Genomic DNA, 14,563 nt, shown 5'->3' with positions numbered 1-14,563 from the left:
AAGGGTGTAACTTAACTCAATGGTGGAGAAGGTCTTAATTCCGCCCCCCAATCCGAAAGGCGACGCCAACGTGATCCACTACCTATCCAAGCAAGAGGTAGGCAAACTGATCGGGCTGAGCGTAAACACGATCAAGGCATACGACCGCGACGGACTCATGCCCGCCTACGACGCCAGAGTTGGACGCAACAACGGTTGGCTGCCCAAGACAATCCTTGATTGGTGGGCACAGGAACACCCAGCGAGCCGGAAAGGCGCCCATGCAGATAACCGCCCGTGAAGCCCGCCACGCCCTCAACCAACGGCGACGACGCAACGAACGCGAAGCCATCGAGCTACGCCGAACGATACGTAACGCGCAAGCCCGGTTAGACGAACTCCAGGCGGACACCCAAGATATTGACGTAAGTTTGTTCAACCTTGACCAATACCCATAGCTCCGAAAGGGCGCGTAAAACTTTGGTAACACTCCCTCGACCGCTACAGCTCAGCGGTAAAACAGCCAACCCGCTTTGCGCCATCGGAATCCACGCGCGCAACTCGCCAACACGTCGCGCGTTCCCAGCCAACTCGCATGAGGACACGATGACACTAGTTAAGCAATGCCTGCGTTGCGGCAACAAGTTCCACCGCCAACTACCCGCGAACCGGCTCCCCGGCGCATAGGCCCCAACGCAAAGAACTGCCCCGCCCACCCCCAACCAAAGGGGTAGAGCGGGGCAGTTTGCGTTAACCAAGAGTGTTGAACGAAACCTCTGGATACGTACCAGACGGGCCGTCAAGCAACACCTGCGCGGACCCCTTCAAGTGCTTATCAAAGAACGCGCGCGTGTACGCACGGCAACAAATGTGCGCCCGTGCGGGCGTGATCGTTCCCGACAAGCTCGAATCCGCAAGCGAAACCAAATCGGTAAACGCGTAGTGCTTCGACCCCGCAAGCTCGATCTGATACAGCGGTCCGCGAATCCGCGACTTGAACGCCGACCAATCAGCGCTGGTAATCCCCTGCTCGATAAACGCCATGAGCGGCTGATCCACACCGTTGTTGAACGCATAGTTGACCTGCCCCGACGACGTGAACTGACCGTCATAATCGAGACAGCACTTCAAGCGGGCATCGTGCGCCGCAACCTCAATCGCTGTCCACCCACCATTCGAGTGACCCATCATGCCAACCTTGGACGCATCAACAAGCCCAGCAATGCCGTTGCCGAACACAGCCGGATCAGTCAGCTTGTCCATCACATACCGGGCATCGTCAATGCGGGCATAAAGCTTCATATCACGAATAGCGGGCGTCTCCGTGCGGGTGTCCGTGAAGTACAGCGCGTCAGGGAACTCCGTTGCGGGAGACTCATAGTTACAGGCAATCGAAATCACGACGTACCCATACGACGCCAACTCTTCACATATCGCCGTGCCGTGCTCCTTGCCCACGTTCAAACCAGGCGAGTACATCACAACCGGCAACAGCCCCAAATCTGTACGCACAGGCGCATTCAGAAACGAATGCGTGACTTTCCCCACCATCACGGCAGGTGCGGGACCTCCCGACGCATGAGTCGCTTGGTCCTTCGTCGCCATCGTCGTTTCAGTGGCCGATACCTCCGACAGATACCGCGCCATGCGACCGAATGACGCTGTTGTCGGATACCAAACCGTCGTGGAAATCCGCCGCGTGTTCGCGGGCACAAACGGATCGGACCGACCCGTTTGGGTCAAGAAAACGTCTTGCGCGCCAATCCTGTACGGGCCGGTTGGCGCGGGCAAATTGACCTCAGGTTCAACCGTTGACGCAGGCGCACTAGTTCGTATGTACGTTCCGGAACCCGCGTTGACAGTCGGCGCAAATCCCGTGTACGACACCTGAACCTTAATCACATCGCTGAGCTGTAAATCAGCCGTAAAGGTGCAACTCGAAACCTGCGTGTTCTTGCCCGTCGTCGTGTCGCCAGTCGCGACAACTACGTTGTTAATCAACAACCGGACCGTAACCGCAGAGTTAACGACGGAACTACCAGACCAACTGACGCTTGCCGTGATCACAGTGCCAGGGCTGGCGCTATTCGGCTTAAGGCCGTTCGAGTCCGACGCAGAGCCGGGATCGGTAGTCCAACTGACGATTTGCGCGTAATTCGGCGAACCCGAGAGCGGCTGAGTATTCCACTTCGTAATGCCCGCAGGGACGAAAACAGGGATCGGGATTGTAGGCGCTTGAACGATCACGTTGCCACCGCTTCAACGTCCATTGTCAACCCTGCGCCCGACGTAGTCCCGACCGAAACTACATACGCCGCAATAACATCGCCCTTAGCGAACGGCCACGGGCCGGTCACCTTCACCCCGACGATTTGGGAACCCTGTGCAATCGTGACCCGCGAACCCGCAACCTGCGCGCCATTCTTACGCAACTCGACCACCAAGTTGCCCGAACTGTCCGCCGTATCGCACCGAAAGGTCACGGACGCCACACCGATAGCGCGCTGGAGCTTTACGGACTGTGCAATGTCGCCGTAAGAGGCCGCAACACGTGGAGTCATCGCGCCAAACGCGCGCAGGCTCATGTCGTAGGCGGAACCGCCCACGCCAGCCGGACCAGCCGAACCAGCATCGCCCTTGTCTCCCTTAGGCCCCTGTGCGCCAACCGAACCCGCCGAACCAGCATCGCCCTTGTCTCCCTTAGGCCCCTGTGCGCCCGTGTCGCCCTTGACGCCTTGTGGTCCAGCCGCGCCGGTATCGCCCTTGACGCCTTGCGATCCAGCCGCGCCGGTATCCCCCTTAGGCCCTTGCGATCCGCTGTCGCCCTTGACGCCTTGCGGCCCAGTCGCGCCGCGAAACGGCGCGCCGGACCCGTCCGGAGGCCACGCAGACCCATTCGACACATAGAGCAAGCCGTCCGCATTCACCACGTAAGCCGTTCCCGTAGGCCCAGGCGCAGGCAATGCCGCATAGGTCGCTACGGACCCCGCCAGCTCGACGCCGGTACCCGTGTCACCCTTCGCGCCCTGTGCGCCCGTGTCACCCTTCAAACCCTGGCTGCCCGCGTCGCCCTTTGGCCCCTGAATGCCCTGCGGGCCAACGGGACCCGCGTCACCCTTATCGCCCTTAACGCTAGCGCCATCGCGCCCCGCGACAGGCACAAGTAAACCGCCAGAGGGAATCTCGACCGGACCAAGCCCAGGCGCGCCCGGCGCAACACCGTTCAATGTCGAACTCATCGCTTCGCGACACCCTTCCGCACAAGACCCATGAGAACCGGGAAGTCTTTTACGCCGTCTTTGAACATGAGATAAAACCCGGTTCGGTCCTCAATGCCTGAAAATGCTTCCGACTCAATATGAATCGACGCCGTGCCGCCTGAAATGACGTAATCAAATCGCGTTTCTTCGCCGGGAGTGTCGCCAACCAAGTAGTACAACTGGACGCCGGGCGGGAAGTCGCCAGCGCCCCAGTGATAAGTCCATTCAAAATCGCCGTGAACCGTCACGTACAAGTTGCCGACCGGAGTGGGTAACCCGGCATCCTTTGGGCTGTAAGCCATTGCGCCACCTAATAATCAAGTAATAGCCCCACCATCGGGAACCGTCGGAGCGTTTACAATGTTCGCCACGTCGCGGGACCACCGCGAAGCGGTCAAAGCTGAACGCTTAGTGCCACCGTTCAACGTGCAAAATGCATTGGAAAAAGTGCCTGTAGCGACAGGCGTGTAAATCATGGAAACCTGCACGTACACCCAATGTTCGGGCGCCGAAGGGTCATCTTCGGGTGGCATGTTGTCCAGCACGAAAGTATGCGAGAAGTGCGAAGAGTTAGGGGCGGCAACAGCACTGAAACCGCTAGCGCCCATGCTGACACCAGTAACGCCATCGAAAACGCGCGACGACAAGATGGACCCATCCGCGCGCATAACCTGAATGACGTAGTGCGGAACAATCGCGTCATACGTCGTAATGACCGTGAAAAACGGTGCCGTCGAAGTAGGAATGATCGTTTGATTGAGCGTGTAGCCCTCAATGCACGTTTGGGAATCGACCCGCCACAGCCCGCCAGCCTTCAACACCAATCGGCCCGCACTGGTATCCACGCCAGCCTTTTTCATCGGCCCCAACTGTGTATTGAACGGAATCCTCACCACGGTTGAGGGCGGAACCGTGTACGTATGACTCATGAACGCGCACGCATGACCCGCAGTCGCCTGCAACAAATCGAGCCGACCGTTTAACGCAACCTGCCCGTCCTTCTGATCGGCAAGTACCGCGCCTTGATCCTCGAAACGGCCCTTCCAAGCATCCTGAACAATTTGCCAAACGTCGCGCGTTGGCTGCGTAATCTTTTGCCGGGCAGACGCTTCGGTCTCATCCTGACCGAACTTACCGCCCTGCTGATGCGCGCCACCCGGCGCAACACCGCCCGGTGTCGTCAACTCAAAGCGCCCCCGTCCGGCGCAACCGGAACAACCTCCGCGTGAACGGTTCCGTTGTCCCACTTATTAACCGACAGCGACGAACGCGCAGTGCCCCCATAAATCCATGCGCTCGCCTTCGGATGCGCCACGCCAACGCGAACATAGAACGCGTCATCCGTGGGCACAACGAACGTGTGCGAAAACGATGCAGTCTCCGCGCCCTGGGGCGTAATAACGATGTCAAACTCATGTTCACTGAAAACCGAATCGTTGCCCACCGCACAAACACTCAGGTACAACTGAGCCGCAACGGTGCCGTTAGTGAACCAATCGGAAGGCGGTTGTTTGAACGTGACATGAGCGTCTGACCTCCACAACCCTTTGCCCTGCAACCGGATTCCGTTGTTGTACAGGACCGCGCCCTTGTTAGGCCCAAGCACTGCATCGAACGGCAGCTTGACGAAATGCCCCCCGGCCACGTTCCAGTTGTAACTCATGTACAATGAGCAATAGCCCTCGACCGCCTCAAGCAAATCGAGCCGGTCATTCATCTCAACCTGGCCGTCGCGGATTTGCTCACCCAGCTCTTGCAGCGAACCCGTGACCAAGTGCAAATTATCCTGCGCCTCAGAGTATTTCGTTTTCACGCCACCTGTAGCCGCATTGATCACAGCCGCCTGCGTCACGTCCTGACCGAACCTGCCGCCCCACGTAAAGGCGCCATTCGGCCCGGTGATTACGCCGGGCGTTGTCATTCGTGCGCCTCCCGGTACTCCGCCAACTCCGCGCGCAGCGTCGTCAGCTCGACCATCGCAGCCGCAAGCGATTCCTGCGTCTCCGTCAATTGCTCACGCATGGCGCTGATTTCGGCTTGATACCTCACAGCATCAATGCGGCCCTGCTCAAGCACAGCGGTCAGTTGCAAGGACACGCCCGATAACTGGATAGAAAGGGTGGAAACCCGCTGATCGTTGAGAACCTGCGCAGCCGCTTCAATGCGCGCCTGCCGCTCAATCTTCCGAACGCGGAACTCTGAAACGTATTGCAAGACCGGCTTGCTCATATCACGCACCTTGGGGAAAGCCACAGAAGCAACCGTGATGATTGCCCCTATGACCCCGGCCCAAATAACCCAAGGATGCGCATCCACGGACGGCACCCGCGCCGACTACACGGAGTGACGCCCACCCTGAGGCGGAACCGCCGCAAGGAAAGGCAAATAGCGTTCAATGAGCGCGTTGACCAACGGATTCGCCAGCAACTTAGTAACCGTCGCGGCAATCACAATCAACTGCGCGCCCAGGACCGTAGTGTCCAAGCCGCCCGAAATCAGCACCGTTGGAACAACACTCAGCACGCCAACGAGAACCGCGAACACGGTTCGAGCCGTAGCCCGCCACGAATGATCTACCTGAGTTGGCATTACTTGCCCTCCAATGCAATAACGCGGTCGCGCAGATCGGCAATCGAATCGACAACCGTCTTATTCGAGCCGTCCGCGTTATGCCCAAGTTGGGGGAACCCGCGATAGTCGCCCGCGTCCCGCCCGCCCGTGAGCTGCTGGCGAATGTCCTTCACATCAGAGCCAATCGGCCCGACGTACGCCTTGATGAAAGTGATAATGCTGTTCGCGTCTGCCACGCTCAAATCTCCCGTATCGACTGCGCCGCCACCAACCAACAGCGGCCACGTCTTAGCCCCAATGAATCCGTCAACCAACGCAAACCCCTTGGCGCGCTGGAAATCCATAGCCGCCTTGTTGGTCGCTGCGTCATACACCCGAGTAACCGGCACACCCAATTTCTCCTGTGCCCGCGCAAGCCCGTCCAGCCACGGCACCGGCTCACCGGCTCGCCCGCTAACCGACTGCTCGGGCCCCGAATACCAGCCGTAATAGAAACCGTCCGGCAGCGGGAACACGTTCGGATCAATCTCGCCCACAATCGGCCCCGGCAGATACCAGAAATCGTGGAACAGCGAATCGTCCCAAGCTCGCGCCCAGTACGTAGTCCCGCCACGATTCACGGAGCCGATGATTACGCCACCCGGCATACCGCGCGACTCCGCATTCAGCCCATCCACCGTGCAAGCAACGTGCGAATCCTCGCCGCCGCCGCCATGCATCAGGCCCACCTTGACGGCAGCATTAGCCGGAACCGCACTTCGATTACTGCCCGCGTGGACAAGTCCAAGCGAATTGACGCCAGCGTTGCCGTACTCCCACGAACCCACGCGCAGCGCCTCAGTCGATCCGTAACGCGTATTCATGGGCTTACCCACACAACCGGCCACAACACCAAACGCGAGACCGGAACAGTCCGTTGACGCGCTCAAGTTCGTGTTGCTGAACGTGCCGCCATAACCGTAAGGCAGACCATTGCGCGCACGCAGATAAGCCTTCGTGTTCTCTACATTCTGGCGCAATACCGCCATATGTCCTCTTTCCTAGATACCGCGAAACCTGTTCAAGATTCCTTGGCGTTTCTTGCCCAACTGCTCAGCCGCGATAACCCGACGCTTAACCGCAATCGGTGCGCGATGCAAATAGCCGCACACATAAGAAACCGTGTGATCGGCAGGGTTGAAGTCATCCCAAACCGCAGCGCCGTCAGACTCCGCATCCCTGCCGCCAATGCGACCAATCTGCCTGTACCGCTCAAGCTGCATTTCCTGCTCGAACGCCGTCAGCGCAGCCGGGTCCTGAATAACCGACGCATCCGCGTCAGGTTCGTCAATGCCAACCACGCGCACGGCGCCGTTCATCGTGTTCTGCTGACCACGGAAAGGCATCTGCACTTTCTTGGTCTGCAACTCTGGGTGATGGCGAAAACCCAAATCGTGAAACAGTGCCGACCACTCCGGACGTACTTCGTCTTGAACCATCAACGGCGTACTGCCAGAGAACGGCAGAGCGACGAAAGCCCACTGAAAAGCGGACTTCGGGTCCGACTGGTCGCAACTCTCAAGAGTTGGGTAACCGCTCATTCGTTAAATCACTCCTAGATCACGCAGCATCGACAACATTTCTTGCATCTGCTCGAACGCCTTAATGATTGGGTCTTCAGGTTCCCGCTGACCGATAACGATTTTCCAGAGAGGCGAACTTTTGCGACTCCACGAAATCGTCAGCTCAGAAACGCGGTCAACGAAAATTTCGCCCGGTGGCATACCCAACACGGTTGACCCGATACGGTCACCCAAAAAGAAATGACCATGCCCACGTTGACCAACACGCCACGGCGCCGAATCAGCAATCGTTAAGGTGTGCCGCGTAGTTTCCCGCGTCTGCCACATGCCGGTGCGCATAGCCAAAAGCCACGCAAGCGTATAAGCGGCATCGGCGCCATCGGCCCATTTCTCATGGTAATGAGACCAGCCAAGCCTTTGCGCTCGCGCTGGGTCTTTCCACTTAGCGAATGCTAATATCGTGTCCTGATATAAAGGACGCAAGACTGCATCGGCAACACCCCCAAGGGGGGGAACGCCCGGAATCATGGCGGTCAAATCGCCAATCATTTGCACCGTAGCGCTGATCAACTCATTAACGCCAGGCATCGAGTGCCCGCCCGCTACAACGCCAACGTCAGTGGCAGGTTTCCAGGAGAACTCAGAAGACTGAATGCCCGTGTGCTCACCCTCGCGGAAAATGACACCCGGCACAGACGGCATCGAGCCCTTAAATCCCGGCTCGTAGTATTCGGCAGGCATATTCGGATCAGGCAGAGTTTCGACACTCTGCGTAAGACCGTTCCCACCAATACTAGTGAATGCGTGTATCAGACCGGAAAACAGATCGCCACCAAACGACGTGCCCGTATTCCAGCCAGATTTATCAATCAGATCGAACACAAGGCAGCCGTGCCGCAGGTCCGCACCCTCCCACGGCGGCTCATCGCCGTCGAGGTAACGCCGCGCCTCCCAAGACAATTGGGCGTCAGCCGCAATGTTCTTTGACACATCATGCATCGTCTTGAACCGCGAATGCACGATTGCCGCAACGGAAGTATCTGGAGTCGTGTCCGGCTTTACGACCATGCTCCAAGTGCTCTGATTGAAATTGAACCACTGCGACGCATCAAGCGGATTATCCGGCAGCATCCAAAGCGACGATTCCAGCCGCATAATGTTGCACAGCAATGTGGTTTTCAGACCCCAACGCGCTCGTCCGAAAACAACCCATAAACGCGGAAATTGCACTTCCGCAGGCAGCCAAGGATTCGACCAGCACAGGATATGCTTAAGCTCTTCGTAATCATGCTTGAACAAAGCGCGAACGAACTTACGCCCCGTCTCATCCTTGATTACTAGCAGCTCTTCCATGCGGCCAGACCAACGAGAGCCGTCCTTGTCCACGGTAATGTGGATATTCGTGGTCGCACGCTTTTTAACGTCCGTCATCCACCGCGACAAAAAGTAATCGAGCGGCAAGTCCAGAGAACCAACGCCAGTCTCATTATCGAGAAACTGAAAGCTAGCCTCATTCTCGCGCTTGACAATGCCGCGTAGGTTCCAATCCCCATCCCACAACCGCACAAGCGGAGGGATTAACCGGCGCTCTTTCTCCTTCTTGAGCCGCCCGGTAATCTCTTCGAATACCGCATCAAAATCAATTTCCTCAACCGTTGTAGCCAACTCACGACTCCATCAGGAAAGGGTGCGCGTACTCGCGAGGACAACGAACCTGAACGCCAACGCCAGCGGGCGCCCCGGTTACCTCAACCCGCAACATGGTTTTCTTTGTGTTGGGCGGCACTGGATAGCAGAACGTCCGCCCTTCCATGCGCATCCACACCTGCGTATCGAGCGAAGAGGTAACCTGGTCCTCTTCTTCATCGGTATTGACAACCAAGTGCTCACCAGCGATAAGAGACGGCAAAGGAACCATTCGGGTCGCATCCTCTTCCGCGCGCTCATAACGGTCATCACCAAACGAATAATCAGCCAGCTTGTACACCGCGCCGGGATACGCTTGAACCGTCCACTTGAGCCACATATTTTGTGCAGTCGGATTCGACACAGGCACATAACCAACAGCCGTGGAACCGTCCGTTGTGTCCGTGGTCGATTTCCACTTCTTCGTAACGTCAGGCTCAAGCCAACGCGGCTTTCCCGCTGTCAGCGAATAGATAACGTGGGCGTGCTCTTGTACAAACACGTCCACATCAGGGGCACACTTCAACGTCTCCGAAATGCGCAGCGGAACATGCCGCCGCGTATCCGGTGTCTCAATCCACAGCTTGGAATCAGCCTTATACGACCACGCCTGACGAAAGCGACTCATACTGTCCGCCAAGCCCAAACCGGGCTGAGGTACGAACTCCATGCCAAGAACTACGTCACGCTTATTCACACGGATACCGCCAAAATCGGCGCCCGTCTGAAAGGCGTGACTGTTCCAAATCGACTCAGTTGGCTCGTCGTAAATGCCCTCAGGATGCTCACCTAGCACAGCACCCTGAGAGCCCTTGCCCTTACCGTGGATTGTGATTACGTCGCCGTTATGCCCCTCAACCTCAATCAGCATTTCCGGCAAGGGTTCACCTTCTTGTGTAAGACCTACTCTGCAAACGCATTTCGGTTTGGTATTGCTTCATCGCCTCGCGCATATCGGAGACTTGGAACGTGACATTGGGCCGGTTCTGCAAGACCCGCTTGAGGTCATCCAGGCTCACGCCGCTCGACGCGGCAGGCTCCAAACCGCCACCCGCGAACTTCCGCAACTGATCCGGCGAATTGAAGATCGGCTCAGGCTTAGAGCTGAGGTTGATTCCCATTTCGCCAGGCTCAAGCCAGCCGCCCGTATCGAAGACTTTCGGCGCCTTCCGGCGTCCGGCCTTGACCCATTCCGGATCATCAACGCCAGCCTTGGGCGTGTACCCAAGCTGACCGGCAATGTCCCGATCGGAGAACAACGGCGGTTGAGGCAGAGCGTCCGTACCGTCTGCCCTTTTAGGCGCAAGTGACGAATAGTCGATATCCCAAAAACGTGAATCCCCAATGCCTTCCGGCAACTGCCCCAGCACGGCGTCAAACCCGATACCGGCAACCTGCGTCACGTAGTCACGCAACCGGCCCTTTAGCTCGAACCCCTCGCCGTCAACGCCCTTCGCCATCTTGTTTTGCGCTCGCGCAAGATCAGCGTCAGCCTTGAGCCGGTCCGTGTCCGTCGCTTCCAAGTCGGCATAGACCTCATTGCGCCGCTTCTTCGCGTCCTCAACCGCAGTCTGCAAATCAATGCGCTCAAGCTCCGTATCGCTGTACGCCTTCGACAACGCGGGAGCTTCCGGCGCAGGCCCGCCCTCGACACCATTGGCCGCTTCGTCCTTTTCGCCTTGCAGCTCAAGAACTTTCTGCTGCGCCTTTTTGACTTCTAGGTCCGACTCTCTGCGGTCAATATCGGATTTCTTCGCGTCCGCATAGTCCTTGTCTCGGGACGCTTGCGCTTTCTCGACAGCGAGCTTTGCCGACTCAAGGTCAAGTTCCTTGTCGTCATCCCACTCAGCGAGCTTCGCCTTTTTCCCGTACTTGCCGCCCGCACGGAACCCCGCAATGAGACTGTTCGGCAGGTGGAACTTGTACGGAAACTGAGAGTCCTGAGCGTTTGCGCGCCCACCATCAATGCCCGAAGTCCCGTATGCGCCGCCAGATTCGGCGTCATGGCCTGCGATAGTCGCCGCCATGTGCTCCTGCGAAACGCCAACCTGAAACAGCGTGCCAGCGGGACCAAGCCCCGGTTCCAAGCCCTCAGTTGCCCCATCGAGCAAGCTATACGTCGTGTACAGGCGCTTGGTAGACCCGACGATGCCCATAACGATCTGCTGCAACCAGCCGACCCAGCCTGAACAATCGAAGTTGTCGGGACCTGTTGCGCCCCAAACGTACTCATGCCCGTTCTTGGAACGCCCGGCGTCAAGCGCCGCCTGAATGCCGTCCTTGCTGACTGCCCCACCTTCGGCCCGCCGCAGCGCACCGGCTCGAATCCGCTGGCGCAGTGCGTAGATCGCTCCGTGACCGCCAGCCGCGTCAACCTCGTCAGAGGTTAGGACGTGCTCGTTGTCCGAAAGCATCGCCGGAATCGAATCCGACGTTGGACCGCCAGGTCCGCGCACGGCGCCGCCAGCCGCCCGGTACACAGGCAACGGACCCGAAACTTCCGCCGCACCGAACGCCGCAAGTCGCGCCTCTGCACCCTGCGAATTGGCAATGATGTTGAAGCGCTTATCCGGAATGTTCTTGTCAATGACCTCTTGAAGCTTTTTGAGCACAGCCTCATTCGGGGCACTGATCTTGATTACGCCCGGCTTGCCGGTAACCTCATCAACCTTCGCGCCAGCCTTGTCCAGCTCCGCGCGGGCTTCATCGGTAAGCGCGCTGACCGGAATCTCAACGCCCTCAGCGTTCGAGTCCAGCAACCCACGCAAAACAACTAGCTGCTGTTCGGAACTCTTAGCGCCCTTTAGCTCGGCCAGAATCTCAATCTTGTCCGGCATGTAGCCGATTTGTGCAGCCATTTCCTTGAGCTGAGTGATGCTCAACCCGGTAGACGCCGCCAAATCAACAAACGCCTGATCGTTTTGCGCGAAGATCGGCCCCAGATCGCCGCCAGACTTCGCAACGTCCAAGGTCGCATCAAGCAGACCCGTGAGCGTTGTTCGCAGCTTGTCACCGTTTTCAGTCGCGGTATTGACCGAACCGTCAGCATTGACCAGTGCGTCGCCATAACCCTTCGACTGATCAGCCAGCGCGCCCGCAGCCGCCGCCGTCTCGCGAACCGTCTTGTTGTACGACTGCATCGCGTCGCCAAGCTCGACCGGCTTACCAGACAACACGTCCAACGCGCGTTTCATAGCGCCGAGTCGGTCTGCCGCCGTAGACGATTCGTCAGCCAGAACCTTTACGGCATCCTGCAACCCGAAGAATCCGGGCGTGGAGTTCTTCGCCTCATCCTGCGCCTGTCGAATCTCGTTGCGAGCATCACCCAACTTGTCGGCAACAGCGGAACCGGCATCGCCAGTCTCGCGCAGCTTGCCCGTCAATTGGTCGTACTGCGGCCCGCCCTCGGCAACGACCTTGCCCAAGTCGTCCACGTTCAACTTCATGTCAGACAGGACTTTTTTGAGCGCGTCGTTGCGCTCGACGTTCGCGGTTACTTTGTCGTAGTTTTCTTCCCACGCATTATTCAGCCCAAGAACGTTTCCGGTCAGGTTGTCGATTGTGTGCCCGAACGTCTCACTGTTCGTGTGCCCACGCTCGCCCAGCGTCGTAATGTCCGCCAGAACCGACTTGACGATTTCGCCGCTCGCGGCAATCGCCTGATCGTTCAGGGCACCATTCGCCGCACCCACCGCAGCCCGAAACGCGCTCTGCGCCTTAGCGCCAGCCGTAACCGCCTCAGTGAGGGCGTTCTGTGCGCTCTTCGCTGAACCCGCAGAACTTGCGTTAGCGGCCAACAGGGCGCCGCCAGCGGCTAACCCAATGCCAGCCCATCCGCCCAACATGCCAACGATGCCGCTACCCGCCGACCTAATCGCAGTCAGCGAACCCGCAACAGTGCCCGCAGTCCTGCCAAACCGTTCCGCGCCGTCCGCCGCACTCCGGTACGACGTACCAACGCGGTCAAGAACAGGAACGTGCGACTGCAACGCACCAACCGCCGCACCGAACTTGCCGACAGACGCACCCGCGTTCTCCGCAAGTTTCTGCTGCAACTTCATCGTGTCGCCAAAGCCGCGAAGCTTGGACGTGACAGGACTAATCGAATCGCCTACCCGCGAAATCAACGACGGCAGCGTTTTGAAACCAACCCACGCCGCGACCAGGGCGACAACCGCCACTTGGTTGTCATCCATCAGGGACGAAACCGTTTGCAGCGCTGGCACAAGCACGCCGTTAGCAATCGAAGCCGCAGCGTCCAGCGCAGCTAGTAGGGACTGCCACGTTGAAATGCCGATTGCCGCACCGGCAGTAGAGAGAGACTTGACGATTGCCCCGATGGCGGGCGCCGCATCCTTGCCCGCCTGTAACAAATCTTGGACTACACCAGTGATGCTCGCGATAGAACCCTTGGCAATGTCGGAGTCCTTGAAGGACGCCCACGCCTTTTGAATCCGTGGCGCAAAGTCATCGAAGATTTTGGAATCGAGCGCGCCCGCAAGGTCAACGATCTTCGGCGTTACCTTGTCGATAAGCCCGGTCGTGCCCGTCAGCCCGGTCGATAACCGGCTAAACGTCGGTTTGAGCGCCGCAGCACCTAGACGGCCAAGAGCCGCCTCGACGTTGTTGAACGCGCCCTTGACTGTATCGCCCGACTTGAGCGCCGCGCCGCCAATGTTTTCCTGAATGACTTTCTGAAAGGTCGCAGCGTCAACCTTGCCCGCTGACACCATCTTGCCCAGCTCGTCAGCGCTGACCTTGTACTCATCTTGCAACCACTGGAAAATCGGAATGCCACGGTCCGCAAGCTGATTCAAGTTATCCGTGAACGCATGCCCTGACGTCTGAACCTTGTTGACAATCGCGCCCATTTCGCCCAACGACGAACCCGCGATAGTTGCCGCATCCGCCGTGAGCTTGAGATACTTAGTCAGCTCTTCGCCCGGCTTGATACCTGCCGCTACCGCCGAAGCTGCTACGCCCGCAGCATCGCCCAGCCCGTACGCCGTGCCCTTGACGGACGCGAGCGCCGAATCCATAATCGCCGCAACGCTTTTAGTGTCGTTGCCAAGCCCCGCCAATTTCGCTTGCGCGTCATCAATTGCGGTCAGTCGCCCCATGCCCTTAGCGAACGCAGTTGCAAGCGTTCCGCCCGCTGCAACGCCGACAGCGAGCGCGCCACCCTTGAGCGCCTTACCGATTCCGCCCGAAAGCTTTTCGCCGCTCGACGTGCCCGTTGCGGCAGCCTGCTTTTCTACATCACCAAAAGCTTGCTTAGCCTGCCCCGGAATCTTGCTCGCATCAGCGACCAGCGACACATACGCGGTAGCCAGTTCGACAGCCATAATTAACCCCTACTTTGCGGATCGAGCTGCCCGGCGCCTAGGGCGTGTCTCCCGAATATTTGCGTCCTGACCAGCGAGTATTAGCCGATGACGCGGATGGGTGTGATTTCTGACGAGTTCTGGGCTGCTGTCGAACCGGTGATGCCCTCGGATGTAGGTA

General features: G+C 58.4%; 13 protein-coding genes. 1 reads left to right on the top strand and 12 read right to left on the bottom strand.

Annotated features, from left to right (window positions below; all coding sequences use genetic code 11):
- The first annotated feature begins 19 nt into the window (after nucleotides 1-19).
- Nucleotides 20-280: a MerR family transcriptional regulator gene (locus tag FOY51_RS25795; protein ID WP_149433140.1), complete on the top strand. Its 261-nt coding sequence runs from the start codon at nucleotides 20-22 to the stop codon at nucleotides 278-280.
- A gap of 449 nt (nucleotides 281-729) precedes the next feature.
- Here FOY51_RS25795 and FOY51_RS25790 read toward each other — a convergent pair whose 3' ends face one another.
- From FOY51_RS25790 to FOY51_RS25735, 12 genes are all read right to left on the bottom strand, one after another.
- Nucleotides 730-1,980 (bottom strand): alpha/beta hydrolase family protein, encoded by a 1,251-nt coding sequence (locus FOY51_RS25790; RefSeq protein WP_187776477.1) that lies wholly within the window; start codon nucleotides 1,978-1,980, stop codon nucleotides 730-732.
- Nucleotides 1,981-2,222: 242 nt separating this feature from the next.
- The gene (locus FOY51_RS25785) at nucleotides 2,223-3,218 is read right to left on the bottom strand and encodes a collagen-like domain-containing protein (protein WP_149433138.1); all 996 of its coding nucleotides are present in this window, start codon (nucleotides 3,216-3,218) and stop codon (nucleotides 2,223-2,225) included.
- On the bottom strand, nucleotides 3,215-3,541 hold the full coding sequence (locus FOY51_RS25780) for an LtfC-like domain-containing protein (protein ID WP_149433137.1): 327 nt from the start codon (nucleotides 3,539-3,541) through the stop codon (nucleotides 3,215-3,217). Before FOY51_RS25780 ends, FOY51_RS25785 begins: the two co-directional genes overlap by 4 nt.
- Before the next feature lie 15 nt (nucleotides 3,542-3,556).
- A complete protein-coding gene (locus tag FOY51_RS25775; RefSeq protein WP_149433136.1) occupies nucleotides 3,557-4,423 on the bottom strand; it encodes a hypothetical protein in 867 nt (288 codons plus the stop codon).
- The gene (locus FOY51_RS25770) at nucleotides 4,420-5,160 is read right to left on the bottom strand and encodes a hypothetical protein (protein ID WP_149433135.1); all 741 of its coding nucleotides are present in this window, start codon (nucleotides 5,158-5,160) and stop codon (nucleotides 4,420-4,422) included. Before FOY51_RS25770 ends, FOY51_RS25775 begins: the two co-directional genes overlap by 4 nt.
- Nucleotides 5,157-5,468 carry a hypothetical protein gene (locus FOY51_RS25765; protein ID WP_149433134.1) on the bottom strand — a complete coding sequence of 104 codons (312 nt, stop codon included), beginning with the start codon at nucleotides 5,466-5,468 and terminating at the stop codon, nucleotides 5,157-5,159. Before FOY51_RS25765 ends, FOY51_RS25770 begins: the two co-directional genes overlap by 4 nt.
- A gap of 105 nt (nucleotides 5,469-5,573) precedes the next feature.
- The gene (locus FOY51_RS25760) at nucleotides 5,574-5,783 is read right to left on the bottom strand and encodes a hypothetical protein (RefSeq protein WP_149433133.1); all 210 of its coding nucleotides are present in this window, start codon (nucleotides 5,781-5,783) and stop codon (nucleotides 5,574-5,576) included.
- Between the two features lie 44 nt (nucleotides 5,784-5,827).
- Nucleotides 5,828-6,838, bottom strand: a complete 1,011-nt coding sequence (locus tag FOY51_RS25755) for a peptidoglycan-binding domain-containing protein (RefSeq protein WP_149433132.1) — start codon at nucleotides 6,836-6,838, stop codon at nucleotides 5,828-5,830.
- Between the two features lie 12 nt (nucleotides 6,839-6,850).
- A complete protein-coding gene (locus tag FOY51_RS25750) occupies nucleotides 6,851-7,390 on the bottom strand; it encodes a phage gene 29 protein family protein (RefSeq protein WP_149433131.1) in 540 nt (179 codons plus the stop codon).
- Between the two features lie 3 nt (nucleotides 7,391-7,393).
- Nucleotides 7,394-9,037, bottom strand: coding sequence for a Gp37-like protein (locus FOY51_RS25745; RefSeq protein WP_149433130.1), 1,644 nt, complete (start codon nucleotides 9,035-9,037; stop codon nucleotides 7,394-7,396).
- Nucleotide 9,038: 1 nt separating this feature from the next.
- The gene (locus FOY51_RS25740; protein WP_149433129.1) at nucleotides 9,039-9,938 is read right to left on the bottom strand and encodes a phage tail protein; all 900 of its coding nucleotides are present in this window, start codon (nucleotides 9,936-9,938) and stop codon (nucleotides 9,039-9,041) included.
- A gap of 4 nt (nucleotides 9,939-9,942) precedes the next feature.
- Nucleotides 9,943-14,403 carry a tape measure protein gene (locus tag FOY51_RS25735; protein ID WP_149433128.1) on the bottom strand — a complete coding sequence of 1,487 codons (4,461 nt, stop codon included), beginning with the start codon at nucleotides 14,401-14,403 and terminating at the stop codon, nucleotides 9,943-9,945.
- Nucleotides 14,404-14,563 lie beyond the last annotated feature (160 nt).

It is taken from the genome of Antrihabitans cavernicola (assembly GCF_008297975.1).
In the GTDB taxonomy this organism is placed as follows: domain Bacteria; phylum Actinomycetota; class Actinomycetes; order Mycobacteriales; family Mycobacteriaceae; genus Antrihabitans; species Antrihabitans cavernicola.
This window is presented reverse-complemented; position numbering and strand designations above follow the sequence as displayed.

What these genes read in the sequence shown, in the direction of transcription:
- FOY51_RS25795 (WP_149433140.1), top strand. Translation starts at nt 20, where the DNA reads ATGGTGGAGAAGGTCTTAATTCCGCCCCCCAATCCGAAAGGCGACGCC.
- FOY51_RS25770 (WP_149433135.1), bottom strand. Translation starts at nt 5,160, where the DNA reads ATGACAACGCCCGGCGTAATCACCGGGCCGAATGGCGCCTTTACGTGG.
- FOY51_RS25765 (WP_149433134.1), bottom strand. Translation starts at nt 5,468, where the DNA reads ATGAGCAAGCCGGTCTTGCAATACGTTTCAGAGTTCCGCGTTCGGAAG.
- FOY51_RS25750 (WP_149433131.1), bottom strand. Translation starts at nt 7,390, where the DNA reads ATGAGCGGTTACCCAACTCTTGAGAGTTGCGACCAGTCGGACCCGAAG.
- FOY51_RS25785 (WP_149433138.1), bottom strand. Translation starts at nt 3,218, where the DNA reads ATGAGTTCGACATTGAACGGTGTTGCGCCGGGCGCGCCTGGGCTTGGT.
- FOY51_RS25780 (WP_149433137.1), bottom strand. Translation starts at nt 3,541, where the DNA reads ATGGCTTACAGCCCAAAGGATGCCGGGTTACCCACTCCGGTCGGCAAC.
- FOY51_RS25755 (WP_149433132.1), bottom strand. Translation starts at nt 6,838, where the DNA reads ATGGCGGTATTGCGCCAGAATGTAGAGAACACGAAGGCTTATCTGCGT.
- FOY51_RS25735 (WP_149433128.1), bottom strand. Translation starts at nt 14,403, where the DNA reads ATGGCTGTCGAACTGGCTACCGCGTATGTGTCGCTGGTCGCTGATGCG.